This window comes from Microcoleus sp. SVA1B4, from assembly GCF_036700545.1.
Classification (GTDB): Bacteria; Cyanobacteriota; Cyanobacteriia; order Cyanobacteriales; family Microcoleaceae; genus Microcoleus.
The window spans coordinates 10,334-36,696 of sequence record NZ_JAUBPB010000072.1 but is presented as its reverse complement, the minus strand read 5'-3'; the positions used below and the strand labels follow the sequence as shown (position 1 = coordinate 36,696).

Genomic DNA, 26,363 nt, shown 5'->3' with positions numbered 1-26,363 from the left:
GCCCGTCCTTTTTGGACGGGCGGGACGCCCATCCCACTTTCAAGAGTGGAAGTTATTTAATTCTCATTCCTTAGTTGGGCGAGATAATTGACATACTGGTGAAGGCGATCGGTTTCAGTGTCAAGTAAACGACTAGCCCAAGAATGTACATTAAGTTGCGATCGCATTTCTCGAAATACCGCAGCATCCCCGCGATTGTCTAGAGGAAAAACCCAAGCATCAAATCCTGCCGACTTGAGACGGCTAACAGTTCCCTCGCCATCTTGCACCCACAATTGAGGGCTAATGCGAAGGGGTTGACAGGAATATTCGCCGACAACCATTCCCCCCACAGAAACGCTAGCATCTTCTCCACGATTGGAAAGTTCTTGCAAAATAGCTTTGAGGGAATTGAGTTTTTTCCCGTCTTGTACTTGCTGCGGTGTCAGCTTGACAATGACCATTTCTAAAACTTCCACAGGCTTTGTCGATCGTACAACGTTGACTGGTTCCGCCGGCCAATGGTTATTTACTTCCGGTTGGGCATTCTCGATTTCCTCTTCAACCTGTACTGTTTCCACCGGCTTTGCAGTGTCTACAATTATCTGAATTTCCTCCCCATCTTTCTCGATTTTTCCACTAATCAGTAAGATAGCATTCTCTACCATGTAAGGTTTCACTTGTTCGTAAGCCTTGGGGAACACCACAGCTTTTATTTGAGCTGTCAAATCTTCTAATTGCAAAATTGCCATCGCATCGCCTTTTTTTGTCACTACCATTTTGATAGCGCTGAGCATGACAATAACTGATACTTTCCCCTTTTTATCTGCTAACTGTTCGAGAGTCACAACATCGGGGTCTGGGTTTACTTGCATGAGAAACTTTAGGGGATGTTCTGACACATAAAAGCCAAGCAGTTCTTTTTCTAAACGCAATTTCTCCTGTTTTTCATAATCTTTTATTAATTTAGATTTTGGCGCGGACTCATAGGTATTGACTGACTTGCCAAAGCTATTCCCACCTAACAAGTCAAAAAGATTACCTTGGCCGCTTTCTCGGTCTCTTTTGCGCTCTTGCGCCCATTTAATTACCCCTTCGAGGTCGTGTACTAATTGATTGCGGTTGTGTTCAATTTTATCAAAAGCACCGCATTGAATTAATGCTTCTAAAGCGCGGCGGTTGACAGAATGGAGATTTACGCGATCGCACAAATCAGCCAACGATTTAAACTTACCCCCTTCCTGCCGCGCCGCCAAAATATTTTCAATTGCCGATTCTCCCACATTTTTAACCGCCGAAATTCCAAACAGAATTTTATCTTTTGCAGCGCCCGTCATCTGTTTCGGCATCGGTGTAAAAGTAAGTTCCGAGCTATTAACATCGGGCGGCTCAACCTCAATACCCAGCTTCAGACAATTGGCAATATATTTCTGTACTTTATCCTGATCGCCCCTGTTAGCAGTCAGCAGTGCAGCCATGTATTCTAGAGGATAATTTGCCTTTAAATAGGCAGTTTGATAGGTAATATAGGCATAGGCCATTGAATGGGATTTATTAAAACAATATTCCGCGAATTGTAGCATCTGCGCGAATAACTTTTCAGCAATTCTTTGACTGACTCCATTCTTAGTTGCCCCGTCGATAAACGTTTCTTTTTGCTTCTGCATTTCATCAGCTTTCTTCTTGCCCATCGCGCGTCGCAATAAGTCAGCTTGACCCAAAGAATAGCCCGCCAAATCTTGAGCCATCCGCATAATTTGCTCTTGAAAGCAAAGCGTTCCGTAAGTCTCTTTTAAAATCGGTTCTAATAGCGGATGATCGTACTCAACTGTTTTACCGTGCTTACAGTCAATAAACTGAGGAATCAAACCTGCATCCAGCGGGCCAGGTCGGTAAAGTGCCAAAATAGAAGAAATATCATCCAGACAGGAAGGTTTGAGTTTTTTCACTACATCCAGCATTCCAGAGGATTCTAGCTGAAAAATACCTTCTAAATCTCCTCTTTCTAAAAGTCTATAGGTTTTATCTACATCATCGGGTAACTTTTTGATTCGGCCAAAAGTCTCTTGAGCTCTGCGCTCTATATCAGAAGGTAGCATTTCTGGATCGACAATTAGATTTTGGGTTTGTTTAATATAATCAACAGTTTTCTGGAGCGTTGTTAAGTTTTTCAATCCCAAAAAGTCCATTTTCAGCAGCCCCAAAAATTCCAAATCTTCCATGAAATATTGGGTAATCACAGCCCCCTCATTATTTTTTTGCAGCGGTACAAGTTCATCCAACGGCTCTGAAGAAATTACCACACCTGCTGCGTGAACGCCATAGGTTTTGTTGGTTCCTTCAATACGAATTGCCATGTCAATCCACTGACGGACTGGGACTTCAGTACCAGTTTCTGCATTTATGCAAATTGTATTTTCATAGTTGTCTTTAAATTCCTGTGCAGGTGTGTCATTGGAAATCATCACTTTAAGTTTTTCCGGTTTTCCCCGGGACACGGGAATTAATTTTGCCATTTCGTCGGCTTTTTTGTAGGGAATACCTAACACCCGGGCCACATCTTTCAATACAGCTTTGGATGTCATTCTGTTGAAAGTAATAATTTGCGCTACGCGCTCGCTACCATATTTTTCAGTAACGTATTTAATCATGTCGTCCCGCCTTTCTATGCAGAAATCGCTATCAATATCTGGCATAGATTTGCGTTCGGGATTGAGAAATCGCTCGAATAGTAGCCCGTGGTGTACGGGGTCTATATTGGTGATTTTGAGGACATAGGCAACTAGAGAACCGGCGGCAGAACCGCGTCCTGGCCCTACGGGAATATCGTTGTCTCTCGCATATTTTATGTAGTCCCAAACTACTAAAAAGTATTCTGAAAAGCCCATCTGCTGAAGCATTTTCAGTTCGTATTCTAGTCTTTGTTTGTAGACTGGGGGGATTTCATTTCTGGTTCTGGCTTTGAGGCGTTCTAACAGTCCCAGCCAGGATATTTCTTCTACATAAGTATCGGCTGTATGTTCTGGGGGAATTGGAATTGTGGGAATCCGAGCTTCTCCTGTGAGCTCGTATCTCGATACTTTATTTGCGACCTCTAAAGTGGTTTCGATCGCCTCTTTGATTGTTTCATCATCCAAATGGTCTCGAAACAGTTGCGCCATCTCCTCTGCGGACTTAAGATATTCAGTACCGCTGTAGCGCATCCGCTTGTCTTCTTCAATCAGTTTGTTGGTGTTAATGCACAGCAAAGCATCGTGTGCTTCTACGTCGTTGCAGGAAATATAGTGAGAATCATTGGTGGCAATTATTTTAATTTTGAGTTCGCGGGCAATTTTGACGATTTCAACATTAACAATCCGGTCTTCCGGGGAACCGTGGTCTTGAATTTCTATATAGTAATCTTCTCCAAATACTTCTTTATACCACCCTGCTACTTCACGGGCTGTATCTAGCTTGTTTTGCAGAATCATTTGGGGAACTTCGCCGCCCAAACAAGCACTGGTGACAATTAAACCTTCGGAGTATTGTTTTAGCAGTTCCTTGTTGATGCAAGGTCGGGCAAAAATACCTCTTTCTGGCATTCCCTTTAAGTGGGAAATTGTGGTTAGTTTGACGAGGTTTTTATAGCCTTGGGTATTTTTAGCTAAAACAACTTGATGGTATTTTCTTCTACCTCGAACTTTTACTTCAATGTCGCCGTTGACGACATACATTTCATTGCCAATAATCGGCTTGATATTTTTATTTCGGCAAACTTTGATTAGCTCGATCGCGCCGTACATCACCCCGTGGTCTGTAAGGGCGATCGCGGGCATCCCCAATTCCACCGCCCGTTCTGCGAGCTGTTGTAGCTGAGAAGCCCCATCTAGTAAGCTATAATCGCTGTGAATGTGCAAACCAACGAAGGACATAGGGATTTAAAATATAAGATTTGAGAATTTAGATTTTACACCATCGGCGTGTCAAAGGGTAAAATAAAAAACAAAGCTTTATATCACTCTTGAGCTGGTTTATGCTGGGGCTTCTGAAAGTGCAAAAGATGAGGTTGTCGCGGTATTGATGATGGAAGGGGTAAATTATTCTCGATCGCGATCGAAGTTTTACAAACTTGCTTGTTTCAAATAACCTTCCAAATCTTTAATCCGTTCTTGCGTCACTCTGGCCCTGCAATAACCGTAGGTAGAAGCAGCCAAACTACCGCCTTCAAACTGTCCTTTTGCATAATCACAATTTTCATCTCGAAATTTAATCCAAGTACGCTGTGCCACCGTCAATCTCTGCTTTTGTCTACTGCTGATTTTTGCTTGCAGTTGCTTATAAACTTGATTGAGCTTTTTGTCGGCAGCCTCAAACTCTTGACTAGAACACATATTCATGTCTAGCGTGGTTTGAGGACTTTTGCAGTTAGGTTGTTGGGCGACTTGTACGGGAATGTTGCTGGCTTTGCTGGGAAGCAAAAATCCGGCTGTCAACAAAAGCAAACTTGCGACAAATTTTACCCAAAGAGTGCTATTTTTCACTTACTTTCTCCCTTTTTTTAATCTTTAATTTTCTCTGCTGGCTGCGCCGATCGCCAAATCCACCAAGCCGCCGCCCACAAAGTAAAATTGCCGAAGAGAGTCATCGCCGCTTGCAGGGTAACAATCCATTCTAGGGCTGGGGAGTTGTCAAAATAGTGCCATGTACAGGCACACATAGCGCTCACGAGAGCGGGCAGCATTCCGGCGGAAAGGGCCCACCAAGCTCGGTTTTGAGTGACTTCGCCGTAAGTCCAAATTAACCAGATGGCGGCAATCCACTCGACGACGCTAGAGACGTGAATAATCCAGGTGGGAATTGACAAAGCGTGCATTTTTTGTATTGTGAACGAAGATGTATTTATTTGTTTAAGGCAGTTGACAGTTAACTGTTGACTGTTAACTGTTGACAGTTAACTGTTAACTGTTAACTGTTAACTGTTAAAATAATTTATGGCTTGATCGCAACAATTAGATATTGTAATAGTTATATTCCCATCATAAACAAACAAAAGAGTAGAAATGCGAGCAATTTTGTGCGGCTATTACGGTAAAGGCAACGGCGGCGACGAGGCGCTGTTGGCATCGCTACTGCAAATGTTACCAGATGGCGTGACGCCGATCGTCCTGTCTGGCAATCCTGTCGAGACAAATCAGCGGTATGGGGTAGCTGCGCGCGATCGTATGAATGCCTTTCAAGTTATCGAAGCACTCCGCACCTCCGACGCGCTAATTTGGGGCGGCGGTAGTTTAATCCAAGACGCTACTAGCATTGTGAGCCCTTTCTATTATGGTGGTTTGATGGGATTAGCGCAGCAGATGGGCTTAAAAACTGTTGCTTGGGCCCAGGGAATTGGCCCTTTGAAGCGCGAAATGACTCGCAAGTTATCTCAGCGCTGTTTTGCTGGATGCACTGCCGTCAGCGTGCGGGATAAAGGTTCAGCTACTTTACTTGCAGATTGGCAAATTCCCTTTACTTTAGCGCCCGATCCTGTGTGGGCTTTGGAGAATTCTCCCGTGTCAGGTTTGTGGGATTTGCCGGCGCCCAGAGTTGCTGTTTGTTTGCGTTCTCACTCTACACTAACTCCCGCCCGTTTGTCAATCTTAACTCAAGCTTTAGTTGACTTTCAAAAAGCAACTCGCACCTTAATTTTGCTGCTGCCTTTTCAAGCGTCTCACGACTTAGAAATTGCCCAACATTTGCACGAAGCGCTGCCCAAAAGGAGCCGCATCCTCAGTTTAGACGATCCGAGAAAGTTGAAAGGAGTGTTCCGGGGAGTCGAAATGGCGATCGGGATGCGCTACCACAGTTTAATTATGGCAGCATCCGAAGAATGCCGCTGTTTTGCCCTCAGCTACGATCCGAAAGTCAGCCAGTTAATGGAAGAGCTAGAAATGCCGGGATACTTATTATCAGAATTGCCAGACGATCCTTATTTAATCAGCAAAACCTGGATCGAACACTATGCCAACGGCGACGCATTATCGCCAGAAAGGATAAAATTTATTGTAGGGCGATCGCTCTTTCATCGCGAAGTATTGCGAGCCGCGCTCCAGTAATCTCATTGAGAGGTGAAATACAATGACAGCCAGTACAGCCAACTTAAAAATTACCTGGGAAAAATTGCCAGACGACTTCATTTTAGACGAGGAACCAGTGGAAAATATCGACCAACCCTTGCTCGCTGCGGCCTTGCGAGAAATTTTAGAAATCGCAGGGCTAATAGTAGCAGGAATATTAGTTGCCCCAAACATGGGAATTTGTGCGACAGTAGACAGCAAGCTAGTTATCAAAGCTCCAGATTGGTTTTATGCCCACAACGTCCAGCCGCTGGAAAATCAAGAAATTCGCCGCAGTTACACTCCCAACTTAGAAGGGGAAATTCCGGCGATCGTGATGGAATTTTTATCAGCTACTGCCAACGATGAATATTCTCGCAAAAAAACTTATCCCCCCGGAAAATGGTTTTTTTACGAGCAAATATTGCGAGTGCCAGTCTATGCACTTTTTGAACCAGCCGCCGGAGTGTTAGAAGTCTACCAGTTGGATTCATCAGGAAAGTATGAAGTACAACCACCCGATGCTTTCGGCCGTTATTGGATTTCTGGAGTTGGATTATTTCTGGGTGTTTGGTATGGCACAAAAGCCGAAAGAACGGGATATTGGTTGCGCTGGTGGGATGAAAGCGGAGAGATGTTATTGTGGGGAGCAGAGATGGTAGAAAGAGAAAGGCAGCAAAGGGAAATAGCCCAACAACAAGCCGAACAAGAAAGGGAACTGGCCGAACAAGAACGAGAACGATCGTCCATATTGGTCGCACAATTAAGAGCATTAGGCATTGAACCAGAAGCTTAAAAATAGGCGATGCTATTCTAGCGAAAATTATTGCCAGCAGTTCTACCGGATTCTTACTAAGAGGTAAAATACCATGACATTCAATCCAATTCAATCCAAAATATCCTGGGAAAAATTGCCAAAAGATTTCATTTTAGACGAGCACCCCCTGCAAGATATCGACCAGCCTTTGCTCGCCGCCGCCTTACGGGAAAGCTTAGAAATTGCGGGGCTAATTTTGGAGGGAACATTAGTTGCGCCTCATCTGGCGATTTGTGTAAATTTCAACGATAAGCTAGTTATAAAAACTCCCGATCTGTTTTATGCCACCAACGTACAGCCCCTTCCCGATCGAGAAATTCGTCGCAGTTATACCCCCAAGCTAGAAGGAGACATTCCGGCAATTGTCATGGAGTTTTTGCCAGATAATCCTCCTAGTTATCAGGATGAATATTCTGCAAAACAAACTTATCTCCCCGGAAAATGGCATTTTTACGAACAAATATTGCAAGCTCCAATCTATGTAATTTTTGAACCTGCGATCGGAGATTTAATAGTATATCATTTGAATTCATCAGCACAGTATGAAAAACAGCAACCAGATGCAAACAATCGTTATTGGATTGCAGGAGTTGGTTTATTTCTGGGGGTTTGGCAGGGAACAAAAGCCGAAAGAACGGGATATTGGTTGCGCTGGTGGGATGAGAGCGGAGAGATGTTATTGTGGGGAGCAGAAATGGTAGAAAGGGAACGGCAGGAAAAAGCAAATGTTCAACAGCGGGCCGATCGACTAGCCGCCCAATTAAGAGCCGCAGGCATGGAACCAGAAGCCTAATGCAATAATGAGCAATTAAACTTTGCCGAGGAAAAGTTTTAATTGCTAATTAACTAAAAAGTATTAGACAACATCGCAAAAATCAATATTTATCGGCGTTAATCAGCCTTCATTAGCCGTTCAAAATTACATTCAGGAGACAGCAAAATTGGCAAGAGTAAGAGTGCGGGAACACGTCAATCCCCTATCAATTAGATATCAAGCATCTGCAAGTCCCCCGGATTGGACTAAAATCTATGCCGACTTAAATTTACCGCTGCATTTAGATATCGGCTGCGGCAGAGGACGGTTTTTGTGGCACATGGCACAAATCCAAACTGACTGGAATTTTCTCGGCTTAGAAATTCGGGAACCTCTGGTAGAAGAGGCGAATCTGTGGCGGGACGAAAAAGGCTTGACAAATTTGCACTATTTGTTTTGCAATGCGAATAGTTCCCTGAAGCCAATTTTAGAAACTTTACCCGCAGGCACTTTGCAGCGAGTTAGCATTCAGTTTCCCGATCCGTGGTTCAAGAAAAAGCACCACAAACGGCGGGTGGTACAGCAGGAATTAGTCGGCGAATTGGCAACTTATCTGGCAATTGGCGGCGAAGTTTTTATCCAGTCAGATATTGAGGAAGTAGAAAGCGAAATGTGCGATCGCTTTTCATCTCACCCCAGTTTTAAACGTCAAAATGGGGGCGAATGGCTAGCAGAAAATCCCCTACCTGTGGCTACTGAAAGAGAAATTGCTACTCTGAAACGGGGCGAACCAGTTTATCGAGCACTGTATCAAAAATAATGCTCGCTTTTCCCAACTCACCTTTGTCATAAATGTTATAACTTACATCTTGCACCTTGGTTAGGAACAGGCAAGATGCCTGTTCCACAAAACTTAATTTTCTTGTGGAACTTTATTTAGGAACAGGCAAGATGCCTGTTCCACAAAACTTAATTTTCTTGTGGAACGGGCATCTTGCACCTTGGTTAGGAACAGGCAAGATGCCTGTTCCACAAAACTTAATTTTCTTGTGGAACTTTATTTAGGAACAGGCAAGATGCCTGTTCCACAAAACTTAATTTTCTTGTGGAACGGGCATCTTGCCCGTTAATAAAAAAATTATTTCTAGCTTAAACCCAAGATGGCAGCCACATCCTAATTTTCCATTCCATTTGCGACAAAGGCAGTCCCAAATAGATAGGCATCCAGAAAATAAAAGCACCCAAAACCAGAAAAATAATTGTTACCCCCATCCCTCGGAGTCGAGTTTGAGGGCTGTGCAGCCACCTGTCAACCCACCAAGCAAGTGCTAAGGCTGAAAACACAGAACAGCCCATATAATGGTACAAAAATATGCAGCGAGTCACCTTCACCCAAGGCAGCAAATTAGCGGCCCAATTAACTATTAAATATAACCCCAGCCACATTTCAGCAGTCGGCGGAAACAAAATCGGCCGCTGCTGTTCTATGGTGTCAACAGAAGCCTCGCTGCGCGTTTGCAGCCACACCAAAATCCGGTGAACTAAAAGTCCTATTACTAGCACTAAAGCTAAGGTTGACAGCCACCAAAGGAAGGGATTTCCCATTGCGTGAACGTCAAAAATTACCTCAGTTGCACCTTCAGGTAAAGGCGGCAAAACCGGATCTGGTTGGGCATTGTTGCTAGCTTTTTTGAAGAAGTAAACTATCGGGCGCAGCATCAACGGCCAACCGTACCACGCGGAACAGTAAGGATGTACATCTGGGCCGCTTTTAATCCGCTGGTGATAAGTCAAAATTTCCGTTTGCATCTGCCAGAAATTGGGAGTTGGATTAAAGTGCAGGTGAGGAATCCAGGATATGCTATAAACTAAAATAGGAATAATAGCTAGACTAAACCATACTTCTATAAAACTGAGTTGAGTCAGTTTTTGTACGGGACTTTCGGGAGGAATTAGAGCCGAATTAACCTCGCGAACCTGTTCTTCATCTTCTTTGTTTCCCTGAATAAAACGAACTGCCCAAGCGCACAGCAACATCAGATAAGTACCGAAAAGAAACCACAATCCGTTCCATTTGATAGCCGCAGATGCGCCGAAACCTATCCCGGCTAGCACCAGCCAAAACCAGCGCTTCTTACCTTCAGCTTCTACTGATTTTAAAATAAATAACTGGCCTAATATTCCAAACAAAACTAGATAAATGTTGTTCAGCGCGTAGCGAGATTCAACTAAAAACAAACCGTCGCAGGCGATAAATAAAGCAGCCAGAAAAGCAAAGGTGCGGCGCCCAACGAGCTGATAAGCTAGGGCTCCGACAACTAGGGGAATAAAGGAACCTGTGAGAGCATTCAGCCAGCGGTAATCCCAAGGAGAAAGCAGGGAGCCAGCCATACTGTTGACGGCGGTTTTGCCGAAGGGAAGGTGAGTGCCGATCCAAATGCCGATCGCAATTATGTACTGGCTCAGAGGCGGGTGAGCGTTGAAAAAAGGAGTTTTTGTGAGATAATTGTTGGCAAATTTAGCGTAATAAACCTCGTCAAATACTAAAGTGTTAAATCTCTCTAGTTCCCAAAAGCGGAGAGTTAAGGATAGGAGGAACACCCCGATCATTCCCAGGGCAAAAACAAAATTTGATTTGTTGGATTGTTTTTTGTTGGGGTTCATAAAACATCAAAAAATAGTAGATGCTAGGTTTGGGGGCGATCGCTAATTTAAAAATACTGAATTGAGAATAGCGTAAAAATTACAATTCTGACTTTTAATACCAGTTTAAAACAAGAATGCAACTGTAGACCCGTGCTCCCAAACCCGATAGTCATCAGGGGAGCATCTCAATGAAAGCAGCCCAGCCCAAAATTGGAGTTAGGAGTCAGGAGTCAGGAGCCAGGAGAAAACAGGAAGAAGGAAGAAGGAAGGAGCCAGAAGAAGTGTTTTTACAAATATGAGATGCTCCCGTCATCCGTCATTCCCCATTCTTTAATCTAAAATCGTTCGAGTGAGCGCTCACGCCGAAGTCTAAAATCTCAAATGGTATAACCTTCGCTGCGGCAAACCCGATCGCACGCTGCCCATGAAAACTAATCTAACATCATACCAAAAAAAGCGGCTCCGCTTGTCGCAGAACCGCCGTCACAGAGGATGAAAAATCAAAACTTAACGCACAGCGCCCTGTACTGAAGGTGATTCAATTGTTTTCATGAAGTACAGCTTCACTAATTGCCAGCCGTTCGACAGATACAAAGGCAATTTTTGGAAGAACTGCAAGAATTTCGGAGTATTAGAAGCAACAATTGCTGTCAACTGCTGATTGTTCTTGAGGCAAATATCCAGGCGTTCATAAAATTCTGGATTGTTCACGTCGAGCATGACGGGGAATACGCGACCTGCTGTTTCGTTGGTTTTTTTAATCACTTCGATGTCGTATTCGCGAGCATCAAGTCCGAGCGATCGATAAAAACCGGCACGCTGGATATCATTGAGATACATTGTCGCGAACACTGACAGCAAGAAGAAACGGCACCAAAGCTTAGCGCGCCAATCATTCAACATCTGAGGCTGAGCTCTCATCACCGCATCGAAGAAATCTCCGTGGCGGTTTTCATCCTGGCACCAATTTTCAAAGAATCGGAAAATCGGATAAATCTGGTCTTCAGGATGGGCTTTTAAGTGCTGATAAATCGTGATGTAGCGCCAATAACCAATCTTTTCAGACAAGTAAGTCGCGTAGAAAATAAACTTCGGCTTAAAGAATGTGTAACTGCGGCTCTTTGTCAAGAAACCCAAATCCAGGGACAAATTAAAGTCGGACAGGGCTTTGTTGAGGAATCCGGCGTGCCGCGCTTCGTCGCGGGACATCAGCAAGAAACCTTCGGCCAGCACTGGATTTTTGTCCTTGAGCTTGCGTGCCAACTCTTTGTAGAGCAAGAATCCAGAAAACTCAGCGGTGCAGGAACGTTCCAGGAATTCAATGAACAACTGGCGCTTTTCGCCGTCGATGTGTTCCCAAGATTGCTCGAACTCGGCATCACGCACGAAGTGGTTGCGGTTGTAGTCAACGCGGAACTCTTCAATAATTGCTTTTAGTTCGGCTTCATTTACGGAGATGTCCATTTTGGCCATCTCGTCAAAATCTGTTGTGTAAAATCTCGGCGTGAGAATAGTTTCTTTGGCTGGGGCTTTCACTCCCGGCCGCAGTTCTTCAAAAGTGGGTTTTTTGAGGGAATCTACCATATGTTTATTGGATTTCTGCTTATAACTACTCGCTTGTTTCCATTGTCGGGTACTGCGGGCGATCGCGCTCGTGTATGTCCGGCCAGCGCTGGCGGCGCGCTTGCTTTGGCGCTCCGTGTGGAATCCAGGTCTAAGCTGCTGTAATTTCCACGCCCTCCAGTTTACCAAGCTCTCGCCCGCGAAAATATGTTGCTGGCGTTAAGAATTGCTACGCAAAATTACTCATGGGCATGGGAATGGGGCATGGGGCATGGGGCATGGGGCCTAGGGCATGGGGAATTGGGGAATTGGTAGTAAATAACCAATAACTTCGGACTATGCACAAATATCTGCTGGTGTCAAACTGTTCAAACACCAGATAGAAAGTACAAAATGGATAAAAGGACTCCAATTCTTAGAATAACCAGGCAGGACGGTCAGAAAATGAGCAATTTAGGTGTTAGTTACCTTTTATGGGCAGCTTGTTTTTTCGGCCCATTCGGACTCCACCGCCTCTACAACGGCAAGATTGGTACGGGTTTGCTGTGGCTGTTTACCTTTGGTTTGTTTGGGTTTGGGCAATTGTTTGACTTGCTGCTGCTGCCGAACATGGTGGACGAACGCAATGCCAGTCTCAGGGGCAAACTCGGCGTATCTCGCGAAGGTATACCGCTATATCCCAGCAACGGGGCGATCGCCGCGACATACCCCAAGCAAACTCCAGACCAGTTAGGGGTTAAACTCCTGAAGGCAGCTTATACCAAGAACGGAAGATTATCTGTCACCCAAGGGGTGATGGCAACCGGCGCTACTTTTGCCGAAGTGGAAGAGGCTTTCACGGCACTGCTCAAAACGGATTATGTGAGTATCGAGAACGATGCGGTAACTGGCGTCGTGATCTACCACTTTCACGAACTTTAGCTGCTGCGGGTGCGTGATCTAGGGGATTTTGTCTATTTTTCCAGAAGCTAATCGCTGACGCACCTTACTACTTGATATTGGTTGGTGAGCAGTTATTGCCGTTTTTTGAGTAAGCATTGCCGACAAAATCGGCTAGAATGTTTGTTTGTCTATATAAGCAGAAAGTATTTAGCGTCATGGCAGTCCCTAAGAAGAAAACCTCCAAATCCAAGAAGAATATGCGTAAGGCCACATGGAAGCGCAAAGCTGTAGTGGCAGCTCAGAAAGCTCTGTCTCTGGGCAAATCTGTTCTGACTGGACGTTCCAACAGCTTCGTGTATCCCGGCAATGAAGAAGAGGAGGAAGAATAGAAACGGCATACCGGGCATGGGGCGAACCCGATGCCCGATCGATCAATCCTTTTTTGCTGTGGGTAAAATCAGCATGGCATCGCCAAAGGAATAAAAGCGGTACTGATGCTCGATCGCTTCTCGGTACAAATCCAACAGCCGAGGCCTTCCAATCATCGCACTTATCATCATCATCAAAGTAGAGCGGGGCAAGTGAAAATTGGTAATCATCCCCTCTACAACCCGCCACTTGTAACCAGGGTAGATAAACAAATTAGTCTGGCCGCAAAAAGGTTGCAAGGAAAAATCGCCACTCGCGGCCGCGGCTCCCTCTAAAGCTCGCACTGCTGTTGTACCCACGGCAATGATCCGCCCGCCTCGGGATTGAGTTTCCCGGATTTTCTCGACGGTGGCGGCGGGTACTTCCACCCATTCGCCGTGCATTTTGTGAGCCGTCACGTCTGCCACCTCCACCGGGCGAAACGTCCCTACTCCGACGTGTAAGGTGACAAAAGTTTTTTCGATTCCCCGCTGTTCCAAGCGGCTGAACAATTCTTCGGTGAAGTGCAGGCCTGCTGTGGGGGCCGCCACCGCCCCAAGCCGATCGGCATAAACAGTCTGGTACTGTTCCGCTGAAGCTTGGGAATTTTCGATGTAGGGCGGCAGGGGTATGTGGCCGTATTCGTCCAAAAACTTCACCAGATTCTCATCTGTGGGGATGTCAAACTCCAACAGCCGTCCCCCTGTGGCGTCGTCCCTCTCTATAACTGTTGCAGTCAAGCGACGACGATGGGGGGGCATCGTGGCATCGGGAAGGCAACAGCAAGGAGCTGTGGTAGAGTCCTCACAGGCAGGGGCGATGGGATCAAACTCAATTTTTGCTCCCAACTTTAAGCGTTTCCCCGGTTTAACCAAAGCCAGCCAACAGTTGTGCTGCCGTTCTTCCATCAATAATATCTCCACAGCCGGGCCGTTGGGTTTGTGCCCGTAGAGCCTCGCTGGCAGCACGCGGGTGTTGTTCAGTACCAGCAAGTCGCCCGGTTGCAGCAAATCGGGTAAATCCCTAAAAATCCGGTGTTGCTGGCTGCTGGGAGAATCTACAGCCAGCAAGCGAGAACTGTCCCTCGGCACTACGGGATTTTGGGCAATGCGCGAGGGCGGAAGTTCGTAGTCGTAGCCGTCCAAAGACCAGTCCATCTCTGTCATCAAGTGAATTCCTGTGCGATCGATCTGTCAACTGGGTAACAAATTGGGTAAAAACCCCCATCCAAAGTCGGGTGCTTTTCCCCTTGTGGTGGCGGGTATACCCCGCGAGGATAGAGGTATAGCATCAGCTTTGCTCATAAGGATCGTTATGGAATACCTCTACTACATCGCCAATACTAGCCTTACTCTGAGAGTCGTGGATTACCTACGCACGGCTCATCATCTTCCCTTGCAATTTATCACTGTTATTCACCAAATTGACGGCTGGGTGGTAAAGGTGAAAATGAGCCAATACTTAACTCCCGAAATGCACGGGGATTTTCGGGCTTTTATGAACGAACTCGGGATTCCTTACGATCCTGAAATTCGCTTGCAAATGGCGCTTTGGAGTTTGGAAACCGGACAGTCGCCACTGAGCGTGATGCGCCGCTACCAGGTGGCCGTGGTTTGTCACGGCAGCCCTGACCGCAAAGAAATTGAAGCGTTTCGCCAGCAGTTTGTCAAGGGTCTGGGATATTGCCCGGAAACTCTGGCCTAGATTGCTACGCATATACATTAACTGTGATGACAGAACAGGAGAGGGAGAGAAGGGGAAAGCGGGAGAAGATTTAACGCTTTTTTCAGCTCCGTTAAAGCTCAAGAGAGAACTGCGCGACAGCCTAGGCAAGTTAACAATTAAAAATTACCTAGTGGCATTGGTTTGAGATTTTACCCTCTAAATTTTAATTATATATTTTTAAATGCTAAAAGCCGATCGAATGTATTCTTGCAGGGTGAGTCGGTAGTTACCTGCAACGGCGGATTGAGAGTTCGCTGCTGTTAATGGTGGTAAGATTTGCTTAGTGTTTTGTTGTGAAGGTTCGCACCTGACTAAGGCGACATCAAAGCGACAATAATTATTGGCTAAATCTGGATGGGTGCTTAAAAATATTTCGGCTGTTTGCCAAAGTTTGGCTTGTTTTGTGGTAGTAATAGCCAACATTCCACCAGCATCCCAATTTCCCCGGCGGCGAGTTTTCACCTCTACAAATGCTAATGTTTGGGATGTGTGATTGGGAAGACTTCGGTTTTTTGCGCTTTCTTCATCTCTTCCGAGTGCGATGATGTCAATCTCTCCCCAGCGACAGTGCCACTGGCGGTGCAGGATTTCCCAACCTTGCTGCTGCAACCAGTCGGCGACTAAGTTTTCTCCCAATGTGCCGATATCCCTAGAGTTTGGGGATTGGGGGGAATTGGAGTCAGCGGTGGCAAGCGGGCGATTCCCTACGGGATAGCTACGCTTGACGCGCTTTCTGGTAGAATTCAATTCTGAACTGTCACGACTGCTCATTAGCTTGAACTTGTATGATGATTTCTCGAATTCGCCAACATATTGATACTTTCTTGCTGAGTTTTGTTATTTTAGCAGTAATTGCCGCTGGGGCGATCGGCATTAATCCCGCACCGGCTTTCGCTTTGGATCACGACAAAGAAATCCTAGTCGGGGCTGATTTTACTGGTCAAGTTCTGACTGACGACAGTTTTAATAAAGCCAATCTTCGCAACAGCAATTTTACTAATGCAGATTTGCGGGGCGTCAGCTTTTTTGCGGCCAATATGGAAGAAGCAAATTTAGAAGGCGCTAATTTCACGGGTGCTACTTTAGATTTAGCTCGCATGATGAAAGCAAATTTAACTAATGCTATCCTTGAGGGTGCTTTTGCTTACAATACCAGACTCGAAGGAGCTATTATTGACGGTGCTGATTTTACAGAGACACTGCTGCGAGACGATATGATAGAAAAACTTTGTAAAGTGGCAAAAGGTACTAATCCCGTGACGGGTAGAGATACTCGCGAAACTCTTTTTTGCGATTATTAAAAGGGTCGTTGAATAAAGTAATAAAGTCCTTAGTACAAACGGGTTCTTAGTAGGGACTTTATTCCTTATATCAGTTTAAAAAAATGTAACCGCACGCAAGCTTCAAACCCAGGGCTGTTTCATTCTCTTGTAGGGGCAATCCGACCCCTACTCCCCGTGGTTGCCCCGATATCTGAAACCCCTACCCGCTCGTCTATGGGCTGGGCGGGCACTCTTGGCACCGCCCCTACAAAACCCTGCTTTTCCGTAGGGGCAATCCGACCCCTACTCCCCGTGGTTGCCCCGAAACAGCCCTAGCTTCCCACCTATATCGAACGAGTCATCTCCAATCTCCAATCTCCAATCTAAAATCTAAAATCTAAAATCTAAAAGGGTATTAGCCCCAAGGCACGGAGGTTAAATCGTAAAAATTAACTTGACGCAGCCGCTCTAATTCCTTGAGCCATTCTTGTTCGGCACAGAATAGTTGGTGATATTCTATCGCCTCTTCGCCACTGCTAGCGGCCTTGGCTTTTTCCCACATATTGAGTGCAATCCGGCGGCGCTTCATGCTGATAATTTGCTCGATACAGGCAAGGGCTGATCTAATTACTAGAGGTGCGCGATAAACGTTTCTTTCTGAGAACTCATTTAAGTGAAATAAATGGGAAATTTGATTTAGTTGATTGGGATATTCAATGAAGCTATCTTGCAATTTCAATATTAACTCAGAAGGCGCTACTTGTAAAGACATTTTGTGCAATATTTCTGCATTCACAATCTGATGCCACAAAAATCTGTGGTGAGAAAGGCTAAACTGCACGTCTCTAGCTTCTATTGCTTCTATGACATCTTGGCGATATTCGGGACAGTGCAAATAAATCTGCAATAATTGCGCTTCTGCTTCTTCTAAAAGACTGCGGGCTACGGCAGATAAGCTTGATTTTGAGCTTTGGTTTTCGCCGCTTGCACGCTGCTTTTTATATTGTTTGTTCGGCTTCAGCTTGTTTCTAATTAACAGGGGCATTGTCAAAGATTCGTCTTGACTCTGCCGCTTTGCCCAATCGCTGACTACTTGATTGAGTAAGTTTTCAGCAATCATTTTTGTGAGTCTAAAATCTCCTTTGCTGAGAATTTCGGCGCACTTTTGCAGGTAATGTGCTAGCTGATTGTCGTCAGTGATATTGGTTAATAAATTAATGATTTTTTTTGTGACTTGCTGGGAAGTATCGGCTTGCTTCAAATCTTGATTGACGAGCATTTGTTGCAGTTGCCAGTCGAGCCACAATGGAGCATTTTCCAGCAATTCTCGATATTGTTCTGGGGAGTATGTTTTGAGATATTCGTCGGCATCTTTGCCGTCGGGAATGTTGAGCACCCGCAGTTGGACTTCTCCTTGATAAGCGAGTTTTTCTATTTCTCCAATAGCGCGTTCTGCTGCTTGAGTTCCTGCTTTGTCGGCGTCGAAGTTGAGGATAATTTGTTTGGAGTCCGTGTAGCGCAATAACTGCCGTACTTGGTTTAAACTTAAGGCTGTGCCGAGGGAAGCGACGGCGTTGGAGATGCCGGCGGCCTGAAGTGCGATCGCATCAAAGTACCCCTCTACAACCACTGCGCGATCGGCTTTGCTAATGGCTGTTTTCGCTGTATCTAAGGCGAATAAAGTTTTGCCTTTATCGAAGAGTTCTGTTTCGGGAGAATTGAGGTATTTCGGCTGTTCGTCGCCGAGAGCTCGGCCACCGAAACCGATGACTCTGCCTTGGGTGTCACGAATGGGAATCATAATGCGATTGCGGAAGCGATCGTAATAACCGCTGCCGCCATTTTTTCGCGGTACAATTAATCCAGCTTGTTCTACTAATTGCGCCGGATAATTTTTCTGTTCTACTAAATAACTGTAAAGTGCTTCCCAACCTTGGGGTGCATAACCTAATTGAAATTGTTGGAGAGTTTCTTCGCTTAGCTGGCGCTCTGATTTGAGATATGCTAAGGGTTCTTCTCCTTGGGTTTGCCGCAAAGCGTGTTCGTAAAAGTTGGCTGTTAGTGCTGAGATTTCATAGAGTTGTTCCCGCAGAGAAATTTGCCGCTGCAATTCTTGTCGGTGTTCCGGTTCGACTGTTTTGACGGGGACTTGATAATTTTTAGCTAATTCTAATACTACTTCGCTGAAAGGGCGTTTCTCCAATTCCATGAGAAACTTAAAAGCATTGCCGCCTGCACCGCAGCCGAAACAATAATACATTTGTTTGCCGGGACTGACAGTAAAGCTGGGAGATTTTTCGTCGTGAAAGGGACACAAACCTACGAATTCTTTCCCGCGTTTTCGCAAGACGACGCGACCTGAAATAACGTCTACTATGTCGGCTCTTTGTTTGACTTCTTCGATTGTTTCTGGATGCAGCCGGGGAACTTGCATAGGGCTATTTTAGGCAAATTGAAGTTATGTTTATTTGAGCGATCGCCCAATTCGAGTAAAGCTGAGGAGTGACTTTCAGGACTTGCGTAGAAAAACTCAAGAAACCGGGTTTTTATACCAGGGCTGATGGCTGTCACCGTGTTTTTTCGTAAAAAACTAGGTTTATCCGTAAGGCATAACTTTATTGTAAGATATTTACACTCACTGTAAGGAGCATCGAAAATAATGCGAATTTTAATGATGGGCGGTACTCGGTTTATCGGGGTTTATCTTACTAAGATTTTAGCAGCACAAGGGCATGAAGTGGTGTTGTTTAACCGGGGCAACAAGCCTGTACCGGTTTCGGGCGTGAAACAGATTCAGGGTGATCGCACAAATGTTGAACAACTAAAAGAAAAGTTATCGACGGTCGAGTTTGACGCGGTTTTTGACAACAACGGCCGCGAACTCAGCGATACAAAGCCTTTAGCTGAAATATTTAAAGGGCGGGTGCAGCACTTTGTTTACATGAGCTCTGCGGGGGTTTATTTGAAGTCGGATCAAATGCCTCATATTGAAGGGGACGCTACTGATCCTAAAAGCCGGCATTTGGGTAAGTGCGAAACCGAAAATTACTTGGCCGAGTCCGGTTTGCCTTGGACTTCGATTCGCCCGACTTACATTTACGGCCCCCAAAATTATAACGATTTAGAGGCTTGGTTTTTCGATCGCATTGTGCGCGATCGACCGATTCCGATTCCCGGTAACGGAATGCACTTCACGCAGTTGGGGCACTGTCAGGATTTGGCTAAAGCAATGGCGGCGGTTTTGGGGAACTCTAGGGCGATCGGGCAAATTTACAACGTTTCGGGCGATCGATTTGTCACCTTTGACGGTTTAGCACGCGCCTGCATTCAAGCAGCAGGCAAATCCCCTGATGCTATTAAGATTGTACACTACGATCCCAAACAATTTGACTTCGGCAAAAAGAAAGCTTTCCCAATGCGATTACAGCACTTTTTCGCTTCAGTTAATAAAGCTGTCACCGATCTTAACTGGCAGCCGGAATTTGACTTAGTTTCTGGCTTAAAAGATTCTTTTCAGAAGGATTATGTAGTTTCGGGGCGGGACAAAGCTGAGATAGATTTTTCAGTCGATGACGAGATTTTGAAAGCCGTTTGAAGTTAAGTTATAGTGGGAGCATCTCAATAGCAAAAATCTAGCACCCGCCCTAACCCTCCCCTTAGTAAGGGGAGGGAACAAGAAAGAAAGCAAACAGACTGTCACAGTAAGGTTGGCAGCCGTGTTAAGTACAAATGTCGAAGGAGAAAAATAACATGAGATTTATCAATCCCAAAATTGATTTTGCCTTCAAAAAAATATTTGGCTCCGCCCAGAGTACCGACATTCTGATTAGTTTTTTGAATGCCCTACTCTATGAAGGGCGATCGATAATTGAAAGTTTAGAAATCCTTGACCCTTATCTTGGCCCTCAAATAGCGGGAGTAAAAAACAGCTACTTAGATGTCAAAGCGCTACTTAATGACGGCACATACGTGATTATCGAAATGCAAGTTTTGAAGGTACAGGCCTTTGGCAAGCGAGTTTTGTACAATGCAGCAAAAACCTATGCACTCCAATTAACAAGGGGAGAACTATACAAGCAACTGCGACCTGTGATTGCTTTGACTATCACTGATTTTGAAATGTTTCGCGGCGAGCAAGATGTGATTTCGCATTTTGTCTTCAAAGAAAGAACTCGCTTGTCTGATTATCTACAAAATGACATTGAGTTAGTATTTGTAGAGTTGCCAAAATTTAAGAAAGAATTGGATCGACTGGAAACTCTTACGGACAAGTGGATTTACTTTATCAAAACTACTGGCACTTTGGATGAAGTACCTCAAACAATGGTCACAGTCCCTGAAATTCAGAAAGCCTTTGAAATCGCCAATCAAGTTAGTTTGACCCAGGAGGAATTTAACATATTACAACAGCAAGAATTTTTTGCTCAAGATCAAGAGGGTTCAGTGGCTTTAGGTCGGGAAGAAGGCAGACAAGAAGGCAGACAAGAAGGCAGACAAGAAGGCAGACAAGAAGGACAAGTAGGGTTAATTATGCGTTTGCTGAGTCGCCGTTTAGGTCAAATAAACCCGGATATTGAAAGCCGCATTCGCCAATTGCCGATCGACAAATTAGAGAATCTTGCAGAAGCCATGTTAGATTTTTCTAATGCCGAAGATTTAACAGCTTGGTTGGAAGCTAATTCTCCAAAATACTAGGAATATTAGGTAAATCTCATGCTTGGAATCACACTCAGCAGTCGCTACAGCATTATCCGTCACTTGGGAGGCGGCGGATTTGCTCAAACTTATTTAGCTGAAGATAAGCAGCTACCAGGCAATCACCTCTGCGTCGTCAAGCAGCTTAAACCTCACGCAACCGATCCCGAAACTCTAAAGGTAGCTAGACGTTTATTCGATACCGAAGCACAAGTTTTGTACAAGTTGGGAAATCACGATCGCATTCCCCGACTTTTTGCTTTTTTTGAAGAGAATCAAGAGTTTTATCTAGTTCAAGAATTTATAGAAGGCCACGATTTAAGTCAAGAAATTATACCCCCCCAAACCCCCCCTTACCAAGGGGGGGCTGGACTTGGCTCCCCCCCTTACCAAGGGGGGGCAGGGGGGGGTTCCTCTTACCAAGGAGGGCCTGCGGGAAGTTCCCCTTACCAAGGAGGAACTGCGGGAGTCATGCAGGAAGATGCAGTCATTTGTATATTGCAGGAACTTCTCGAAATTTTAGACTTTGTACACCAGCAAAATGTGATTCACCGCGATGTCAATCCCCGCAATATCCTCCGCAGAGATAGAGACGGAAAATTAGTTTTAATTGACTTCGGCGCAGTCAAAGAAATTACTACTCAAATCACCAATCCTCAGCCCAAGAATAGCTTGAGTGTCAGCATTGGTACTCCCGGTTATATGCCCAGCGAACAAGCTCATGGCAACCCGAAACTCAGCAGCGATATCTATGCCGTCGGTGCGATCGCAATTCAGTTCCTCACTGGCATAAATCCTCACCAAATGCCAAAAAATACCGAGACAGAGGAAATAATTTGGCAGGACAAAACATCAGTCAGTCCTGAATTTGCGACTATTTTAGATAAGATGGTAAAGTACGATTTTCGGCAACGTTATTCTAGTGCCGGCGAAACGCTGCAAGCTATTAAAGAATTGAAAAATTCTTTCAGCGGTACAGTTCCTGTATTGCCTCCGGTGGCTGCTGCGAAGATGCCGCTCAAATCTCGAAAAAAACTGTATTTAAAAATATTGTCGATCGCCAGTTTAATTGGCATCAGTATTATAGCATCAATTTATGGTGTAAACACTTTTAATTCTGCCAATGCAACTGATTTATACAACCGAGGCAATACTCTTTACAATTTAAGCCGATTTGAAGAAGCTCTAGCAGCGTATGAGCGAGCAATAAATCTCAGGCCGGACTACGCGGAAGTTTGGCAGGAAAAAGCCAAAACTTTGTACGAATTGAAAAAATACAAAGAATCGCAATCAGCTTACGATCGAGCCATAGAATTAAAGCCGGAATACTTAGAAGCTTGGACGGGGCGGGGTTATGCTTTGGATAAATTGCAGCAGTCTCAAGAGGCGATCGCATCTTTTGATAACGCTTTGAAAATCCAGCCAGACTATGCCGCAGCGTGGGAAGGCAGAGGCGATGTTCTGTTAGATTCGCAGCGGTACGAAGAGGCCATCACTTCCTACGAAAAAGCTGTACAATTTCAGCCCAATTTGTACGGTGCTTGGTACAATCGGGGACAAGCTTACCAAAAATTAAAACAGTACGATCGAGCCGTAGAATCCTATCAAAAAGCAGTTGAAATCAAATTCGATAATTATGAAGCTTGGTACAATTTAGGCAATGTATTCCTCGAATTAAACAAAAACAAGGAAGCTTTTGAAGCCTACGAAAAAGCCGTGCGGTTTCAGCCCAATTTTTATCAAGGGTGGTACAGTAAAGGCATCGCTTTGCTGAAAATGCGGAGGCATGAAGAAGCGGTAGAAGCTTACGAAAAAGCTGTCAAGTTAAAACCTGATTATTATCAAGCATGGTACAATTTAGGTTGGTCGTACCACGAATTACGCAGGTACGAACAAGCAATTGAGTGTTATAACAGAGCCTTAGATTTAAACCCGAAAGAATATCCAGCGTGGTACAATAGAGGCAATGCCCAGTACAATTTGAAACGGTACGAAGATGCGATCGTCTCTTACAATGAAGCCGTCTATGTCAAGCCTGACTACTCGGAAGCCTGGTACAGCCGCGGCAATGCACTGGTGGCAGTAAAAAGATACGAAGATGCGATCGCCTCTTATGACAAAGCAATTCGCTACAAACCCGATTACCGAGCCGCAATGGAAGCAAAAAAGCGGGCAGAAAGTCAGCTAGGAAGCAGCCCGCTAGAGTCCGAACAACAACAACAATAATTGTTATTAGTCCGCTTAGGCGGACTTTGTTTGACAAGAAGCAACTTTAATTGCCAAGTTTTATCTTTTAGCGAACAGCGGGAGCAATTACGGTAACTCGGCGGCTGTCTACTAACATCGGCCAAAAACCTCGATCGCTCAATGCTTTTACCGCAGCAGTAGCGGCGTTTTGATCCGTTGTATAAGCGACGAATAAAAAGGGACGCTGGCCGTAGGAAGCTAAGCCTACTTGTGTGCCGAATGCTTGCCTGACTTGGCCTGCTAATTCGGGTTGGTTGAAGTAATCGACTAAGACTGCATAACCAGGGCCCAGGGGTTGGGGATTGAAGGCAAGATTGCCGCTGGGAGAATTGGTGATTGGTTCAAAACCTGGTGCTGGCTGGGGGCTGTAGACTGGCAAATTTTGGGGTAGTGCCGCTGCGGGCGATCGTACTACGTAAGCTTGCAATCCGACAACATCTTCGATGTATTTAACCCAATCGCCCGCGATTTGCGAGTCGCGAAAGCCACCAACTCGCGTCACCGTGTCATTGATGTACCGACAAACTGTGTTGTTAGTATTTCCAGGGAAAGAGCGTTTTGCTCTTTCTTGCTGTTCGGGTGTTGGGGTGACAATTAACAGTAGATATTCATCGGGCTGGGGCGGTTGGCAGCTCGATTGAGCTTTAACAGAACTCGATAAAATTGTCAATACCAAAAGGGCGATCGAAGTAGCAGAAAATAGGGGGAGAGACAAAATAAATTTGTACAATTTACCCCTAATTGTTGTTAGTTGTTTTGTCGGATATTTTGCTCTTTTATTCATGCTGTCTGTAGGGATGCAAGGGCATCAGGAATAGTTGGTGATGGTGCTTGAAATTCACCTGTCAGTACATATTCTAATCGCAGTTTCAACCAGGTGATGAAGACAGGATCGGTAGAAATAATAGCGGCGGCTGGCTGAGGGCATTTTGCTTTAACTTCTGCCATTGTCGGTGCTTCTAGGAAAGCCGGCTGCTTGACCAACCAGAAGTCTATTTGTTTTTCTTGTTCGTTGTAGTTGCGAGTTCTTTCTTTAAACACTTCATCTAGGGCTTCTTCTTCTAGCAAAAAGCGTTGGCTGGCTAAAACGTAGTAGTAGGTTTGCATTTTTGTCGGTTGTTAGAGGTTGACGGTTAGCGGTTAATGTCGCCTGTATCGGCCAGTTTTGCTGGTCAGGGGCGGGTTTGCCGAGTTGCGGCAGTTGGAGAGTTCTAGACTCTTGTGCCGTTTACTTTACCTTATTTGCTGTCATCTTGGGTAGATGCAGAGCAAGTCGCCTCAGAAAAATCTTTGGTGGCGAGAGTTGAGGGAGTTGTGAGAGTTGCGAGAGTTGCTGGTTGTTTGGGGATTTGGGCGATTATTTTTCGGGCTGGTGATTTTAGGGAAAATTTAGGTGACAATAGGAAATTAGATGGAATTGCAGGTTGAATAATTACCAATTATTGAGGCAATCTGGGGGCTGTTAAACCTGATTGGGAGTGGTTTGCATAACAGGAAAACACTTCGGACAGTTTTTAATTGGGAACCCTGAAAAAAGGCTTTCAGGGCGATTCGGCGATCGAGCTGCCTGCGTGAAAATCAACGGTTTGTGACTACTACCTAAAAAGTGTCGTGACTATTGTATTAAAAATGTAAAATGTGTGGATTGATTTGCTCTGACCGAAATAGCGATCGCCCCGCTGTCACTTCCCCCATCCCACCAAAAGCGATCGCCCTCCGCCCCTGCTCAAATAAGCTCAACAAATCAGCTAAATTTGTTGCCCACGTATTGCAGCCAAAGGCTAAACTAATCTAAGTTTTACCATAAAATTTTCTCCCCGTTCATGAACATCGCTTATTTAGTCAACCAATATCCCAAAGTCAGCCACAGCTTTGTCCGCAGAGAAGTGCTAGCCGTTGAAAATTGCGGCATGAAAGTCGCACGTTTTTCGATCCGATCCTGCGAGTCAGAACTCGTTGATGGGGCCGACAAACTAGAGCAAGAATCAACTAAAGTAATCTTAGGAGTTGGTGTACAGGGGTTAGCGTGGGGTTTGCTGCGCGTTGCCACAACTAGACCAATTCGATTCATCGAAGCTGTGCGGTTAATGTTCAAAGTTGGCTGGCACTCGGAACGGGGGATTTTGCTGCATCTAGCTTATTTAGCAGAAGCTTGCATTCTTTTAAATTGGTTTGCAGAATCCGGTACAGCACACGTTCACGCTCACTTCGGGACAAATTCCACAACAGTCGCTATGCTGTGCCACGTGCTGGGCGGCCCGACTTACAGTTTCACTGTTCACGGCCCTGAAGAATTTGATAAAGCCACACTTCTTTCCTTAGACGAAAAAATTAAACGATCGACCTTTGTAGCAGCAGTTAGTTCCTTCGGTAAAAGTCAGCTTTTTCGGTGGTGCGATCGCACTTTTTGGTCAAAAATTCACGTCATACACTGCGGCGTAGATGCTGCATTTTTAACTGCACCCTACGTCCCCATACCCGCAGCACCCCGCTTAGCTTGCATTGGCCGGCTCAGCGAACAAAAAGGTCATTTATTATTGCTAGAAGCTGCTAGCAAGTTAGCAGTTCAAGGCTTAGAGTTTAAGTTGGTACTCGTAGGAGACGGGCCGCTGCGATCGGATATTGAACAGCAGATTCAGCAACTTGGTTTGCAAAACCATATAGAAATTACCGGTTGGGCCAGTGGCGATCGAGTTCAGCAAGAGATTTTAGCTTCACGGGCAATGGTATTGCCGAGTTTTGCTGAAGGTTTGCCCGTTGTAATTATGGAAGCCCTCGCTCTCAATCGGCCCGTAATTAGCACCTATGTTGCTGGCATCCCGGAGCTCGTAGAACCCGGTGTTTGCGGTTGGTTAGTTCCTCCCGGTTCCGCAGAAGCATTAGCCGTAGCGATGCGCGCGGTATTGGAAGCACCTTTAGAAAAGCTAGAACAAATGGGGAAAACAGGAGCAGAACGGGTTGCTCAACAACACAATGTTGATTTAGAGGCAAAAAAATTAGTGGCGCTGTTTGAGAGTGCTTGAGAATGGTGCAAAACCTATGGATTAACTGACATTTTGCACCATTATTAATAAGTCTTTCAAGGGCGGGCAGGATGCCCAACCCCTACTCCCCACAGGAAAATTAATGGTTTGTGGAACAGGCATCTTGCCTGTTCCTTGAATTAAGCTGTAATTCTTTATTGTTTGTGGAACAGGCATCTTGCCTGTTCCTTGAATTAAGCTGTAATTCTTTGTGGAACAGGCATCTTGCCTGTTCCTTGAATTAAGCTGTAATTCTTTATTGTTTGTGGAACAGGCATCTTGCCT

24 protein-coding genes are annotated in these 26,363 nt (G+C 45.2%); 13 read left to right on the top strand and 11 right to left on the bottom strand.

The window, feature by feature from the left end:
• Positions 1-56: 56 nt before the first annotated feature.
• The 3 genes from QT987_RS24815 to QT987_RS24805 form a co-directional block, all read right to left on the bottom strand.
• A complete protein-coding gene (locus tag QT987_RS24815; RefSeq protein ID WP_333245570.1) occupies positions 57-3,890 on the bottom strand; it encodes a DNA polymerase III subunit alpha in 3,834 nt (1,277 codons plus the stop codon).
• A gap of 189 nt (positions 3,891-4,079) precedes the next feature.
• Positions 4,080-4,499 (bottom strand): lysozyme inhibitor LprI family protein, encoded by a 420-nt coding sequence (locus tag QT987_RS24810; protein WP_333244575.1) that lies wholly within the window; start codon positions 4,497-4,499, stop codon positions 4,080-4,082.
• Positions 4,500-4,516: 17 nt separating this feature from the next.
• Positions 4,517-4,831 carry a DUF2499 domain-containing protein gene (locus QT987_RS24805; RefSeq protein WP_242715849.1) on the bottom strand — a complete coding sequence of 105 codons (315 nt, stop codon included), beginning with the start codon at positions 4,829-4,831 and terminating at the stop codon, positions 4,517-4,519.
• Between the two features lie 187 nt (positions 4,832-5,018).
• Between QT987_RS24805 and csaB the strand changes: the two genes are divergently transcribed.
• The 4 genes from csaB to trmB all read left to right on the top strand — a co-directional run bounded on the left by csaB (position 5,019) and on the right by trmB (position 8,447).
• Entirely contained in the window at positions 5,019-6,056 is a 1,038-nt protein-coding gene (csaB, locus tag QT987_RS24800) for a polysaccharide pyruvyl transferase CsaB (protein WP_333245566.1), read from the top strand.
• Positions 6,057-6,078: 22 nt separating this feature from the next.
• Positions 6,079-6,852, top strand: a complete 774-nt coding sequence (locus tag QT987_RS24795; protein ID WP_333245564.1) for a Uma2 family endonuclease — start codon at positions 6,079-6,081, stop codon at positions 6,850-6,852.
• A 73-nt stretch (positions 6,853-6,925) separates the two neighbouring features.
• On the top strand, positions 6,926-7,666 hold the full coding sequence (locus QT987_RS24790) for a Uma2 family endonuclease (protein ID WP_333245561.1): 741 nt from the start codon (positions 6,926-6,928) through the stop codon (positions 7,664-7,666).
• A gap of 148 nt (positions 7,667-7,814) precedes the next feature.
• A complete protein-coding gene (trmB, locus tag QT987_RS24785; RefSeq protein WP_333245558.1) occupies positions 7,815-8,447 on the top strand; it encodes a tRNA (guanosine(46)-N7)-methyltransferase TrmB in 633 nt (210 codons plus the stop codon).
• 329 nt (positions 8,448-8,776) lie between these two features.
• On the opposite strand, the gene QT987_RS24780 is transcribed toward trmB, so the two are convergent.
• Positions 8,777-10,291 (bottom strand): phospholipid carrier-dependent glycosyltransferase, encoded by a 1,515-nt coding sequence (locus QT987_RS24780; protein WP_333245555.1) that lies wholly within the window; start codon positions 10,289-10,291, stop codon positions 8,777-8,779.
• Positions 10,292-10,780: 489 nt separating this feature from the next.
• Positions 10,781-11,857 carry a magnesium-protoporphyrin IX monomethyl ester (oxidative) cyclase gene (acsF, locus tag QT987_RS24775; RefSeq protein ID WP_333245573.1) on the bottom strand — a complete coding sequence of 359 codons (1,077 nt, stop codon included), beginning with the start codon at positions 11,855-11,857 and terminating at the stop codon, positions 10,781-10,783.
• A 423-nt stretch (positions 11,858-12,280) separates the two neighbouring features.
• Here acsF and QT987_RS24770 point away from each other — a divergent pair, with 423 nt between their 5' ends.
• Together QT987_RS24770 and rpmF are read left to right on the top strand one after the other, a co-directional pair.
• Positions 12,281-12,757, top strand: coding sequence for a TM2 domain-containing protein (locus QT987_RS24770; protein ID WP_333245552.1), 477 nt, complete (start codon positions 12,281-12,283; stop codon positions 12,755-12,757).
• Between the two features lie 176 nt (positions 12,758-12,933).
• Entirely contained in the window at positions 12,934-13,107 is a 174-nt protein-coding gene (gene rpmF / locus QT987_RS24765; protein ID WP_006632406.1) for a 50S ribosomal protein L32, read from the top strand.
• Positions 13,108-13,149: 42 nt separating this feature from the next.
• Here the strand turns inward: rpmF and queA are convergent, their stop codons facing one another.
• Entirely contained in the window at positions 13,150-14,292 is a 1,143-nt protein-coding gene (gene queA / locus QT987_RS24760; RefSeq protein WP_333245549.1) for a tRNA preQ1(34) S-adenosylmethionine ribosyltransferase-isomerase QueA, read from the bottom strand.
• 148 nt (positions 14,293-14,440) lie between these two features.
• On the opposite strand from queA, the gene QT987_RS24755 reads away from it, so the two are divergent.
• A complete protein-coding gene (locus QT987_RS24755) occupies positions 14,441-14,830 on the top strand; it encodes a hypothetical protein (RefSeq protein WP_006632408.1) in 390 nt (129 codons plus the stop codon).
• A gap of 198 nt (positions 14,831-15,028) precedes the next feature.
• Here the strand turns inward: QT987_RS24755 and QT987_RS24750 are convergent, their stop codons facing one another.
• On the bottom strand, positions 15,029-15,622 hold the full coding sequence (locus tag QT987_RS24750; RefSeq protein WP_333245546.1) for a YraN family protein: 594 nt from the start codon (positions 15,620-15,622) through the stop codon (positions 15,029-15,031).
• A 14-nt stretch (positions 15,623-15,636) separates the two neighbouring features.
• Between QT987_RS24750 and QT987_RS24745 the strand changes: the two genes are divergently transcribed.
• Positions 15,637-16,152 carry a pentapeptide repeat-containing protein gene (locus tag QT987_RS24745; RefSeq protein ID WP_333245544.1) on the top strand — a complete coding sequence of 172 codons (516 nt, stop codon included), beginning with the start codon at positions 15,637-15,639 and terminating at the stop codon, positions 16,150-16,152.
• Positions 16,153-16,528: 376 nt separating this feature from the next.
• Here the strand turns inward: QT987_RS24745 and dnaG are convergent, their stop codons facing one another.
• Positions 16,529-18,547 carry a DNA primase gene (gene dnaG, locus QT987_RS24740; protein ID WP_333245541.1) on the bottom strand — a complete coding sequence of 673 codons (2,019 nt, stop codon included), beginning with the start codon at positions 18,545-18,547 and terminating at the stop codon, positions 16,529-16,531.
• A gap of 225 nt (positions 18,548-18,772) precedes the next feature.
• Between dnaG and QT987_RS24735 the strand changes: the two genes are divergently transcribed.
• The 3 genes from QT987_RS24735 (at position 18,773) to QT987_RS24725 (ending at position 23,034) form a co-directional block, all read left to right on the top strand.
• Positions 18,773-19,708 (top strand): NAD-dependent epimerase/dehydratase family protein, encoded by a 936-nt coding sequence (locus tag QT987_RS24735; protein WP_333245538.1) that lies wholly within the window; start codon positions 18,773-18,775, stop codon positions 19,706-19,708.
• A gap of 155 nt (positions 19,709-19,863) precedes the next feature.
• Positions 19,864-20,808, top strand: a complete 945-nt coding sequence (locus QT987_RS24730) for an Rpn family recombination-promoting nuclease/putative transposase (protein ID WP_333245536.1) — start codon at positions 19,864-19,866, stop codon at positions 20,806-20,808.
• 18 nt (positions 20,809-20,826) lie between these two features.
• The gene (locus QT987_RS24725) at positions 20,827-23,034 is read left to right on the top strand and encodes a tetratricopeptide repeat protein (RefSeq protein ID WP_333245533.1); all 2,208 of its coding nucleotides are present in this window, start codon (positions 20,827-20,829) and stop codon (positions 23,032-23,034) included.
• A gap of 67 nt (positions 23,035-23,101) precedes the next feature.
• Here the strand turns inward: QT987_RS24725 and QT987_RS24720 are convergent, their stop codons facing one another.
• Entirely contained in the window at positions 23,102-23,839 is a 738-nt protein-coding gene (locus QT987_RS24720; RefSeq protein WP_333245530.1) for a hypothetical protein, read from the bottom strand.
• The gene (locus QT987_RS24715; protein WP_172192102.1) at positions 23,836-24,162 is read right to left on the bottom strand and encodes an MgPME-cyclase complex family protein; all 327 of its coding nucleotides are present in this window, start codon (positions 24,160-24,162) and stop codon (positions 23,836-23,838) included. Before QT987_RS24715 ends, QT987_RS24720 begins: the two co-directional genes overlap by 4 nt.
• 114 nt (positions 24,163-24,276) lie before the next feature.
• Here QT987_RS24715 and QT987_RS24710 point away from each other — a divergent pair, with 114 nt between their 5' ends.
• Together QT987_RS24710 and QT987_RS24705 are read left to right on the top strand one after the other, a co-directional pair.
• On the top strand, positions 24,277-24,483 hold the full coding sequence (locus QT987_RS24710; protein ID WP_333245527.1) for a hypothetical protein: 207 nt from the start codon (positions 24,277-24,279) through the stop codon (positions 24,481-24,483).
• Between the two features lie 395 nt (positions 24,484-24,878).
• Entirely contained in the window at positions 24,879-26,078 is a 1,200-nt protein-coding gene (locus QT987_RS24705; protein WP_333245524.1) for a glycosyltransferase, read from the top strand.
• A 21-nt stretch (positions 26,079-26,099) separates the two neighbouring features.
• Here QT987_RS24705 and QT987_RS24700 read toward each other — a convergent pair.
• Positions 26,100-26,363, bottom strand: a 264-nt coding sequence (locus QT987_RS24700; protein ID WP_333245521.1) for a hypothetical protein, incomplete at its 5' end; no start/stop codon positions are given.

Excerpts from the sequence above, each read along its gene's own strand:
- QT987_RS24735 (WP_333245538.1), top strand. The coding sequence starts at position 18,773 with ATGCGAATTTTAATGATGGGCGGTACTCGGTTTATCGGGGTTTATCTT.
- QT987_RS24745 (WP_333245544.1), top strand. The coding sequence starts at position 15,637 with ATGATGATTTCTCGAATTCGCCAACATATTGATACTTTCTTGCTGAGT.
- rpmF (WP_006632406.1), top strand. The coding sequence starts at position 12,934 with ATGGCAGTCCCTAAGAAGAAAACCTCCAAATCCAAGAAGAATATGCGT.
- dnaG (WP_333245541.1), bottom strand. The coding sequence starts at position 18,547 with ATGCAAGTTCCCCGGCTGCATCCAGAAACAATCGAAGAAGTCAAACAA.
- QT987_RS24755 (WP_006632408.1), top strand. The coding sequence starts at position 14,441 with ATGGAATACCTCTACTACATCGCCAATACTAGCCTTACTCTGAGAGTC.
- csaB (WP_333245566.1), top strand. The coding sequence starts at position 5,019 with ATGCGAGCAATTTTGTGCGGCTATTACGGTAAAGGCAACGGCGGCGAC.
- QT987_RS24705 (WP_333245524.1), top strand. The coding sequence starts at position 24,879 with ATGAACATCGCTTATTTAGTCAACCAATATCCCAAAGTCAGCCACAGC.
- QT987_RS24720 (WP_333245530.1), bottom strand. The coding sequence starts at position 23,839 with ATGAATAAAAGAGCAAAATATCCGACAAAACAACTAACAACAATTAGG.
- QT987_RS24790 (WP_333245561.1), top strand. The coding sequence starts at position 6,926 with ATGACATTCAATCCAATTCAATCCAAAATATCCTGGGAAAAATTGCCA.
- queA (WP_333245549.1), bottom strand. The coding sequence starts at position 14,292 with ATGACAGAGATGGACTGGTCTTTGGACGGCTACGACTACGAACTTCCG.
- QT987_RS24795 (WP_333245564.1), top strand. The coding sequence starts at position 6,079 with ATGACAGCCAGTACAGCCAACTTAAAAATTACCTGGGAAAAATTGCCA.
- QT987_RS24750 (WP_333245546.1), bottom strand. The coding sequence starts at position 15,622 with ATGAGCAGTCGTGACAGTTCAGAATTGAATTCTACCAGAAAGCGCGTC.
- QT987_RS24730 (WP_333245536.1), top strand. The coding sequence starts at position 19,864 with ATGAGATTTATCAATCCCAAAATTGATTTTGCCTTCAAAAAAATATTT.
- QT987_RS24725 (WP_333245533.1), top strand. The coding sequence starts at position 20,827 with ATGCTTGGAATCACACTCAGCAGTCGCTACAGCATTATCCGTCACTTG.
- QT987_RS24780 (WP_333245555.1), bottom strand. The coding sequence starts at position 10,291 with ATGAACCCCAACAAAAAACAATCCAACAAATCAAATTTTGTTTTTGCC.
- acsF (WP_333245573.1), bottom strand. The coding sequence starts at position 11,857 with ATGGTAGATTCCCTCAAAAAACCCACTTTTGAAGAACTGCGGCCGGGA.
- QT987_RS24715 (WP_172192102.1), bottom strand. The coding sequence starts at position 24,162 with ATGCAAACCTACTACTACGTTTTAGCCAGCCAACGCTTTTTGCTAGAA.
- QT987_RS24770 (WP_333245552.1), top strand. The coding sequence starts at position 12,281 with ATGAGCAATTTAGGTGTTAGTTACCTTTTATGGGCAGCTTGTTTTTTC.
- QT987_RS24805 (WP_242715849.1), bottom strand. The coding sequence starts at position 4,831 with ATGCACGCTTTGTCAATTCCCACCTGGATTATTCACGTCTCTAGCGTC.
- QT987_RS24815 (WP_333245570.1), bottom strand. The coding sequence starts at position 3,890 with ATGTCCTTCGTTGGTTTGCACATTCACAGCGATTATAGCTTACTAGAT.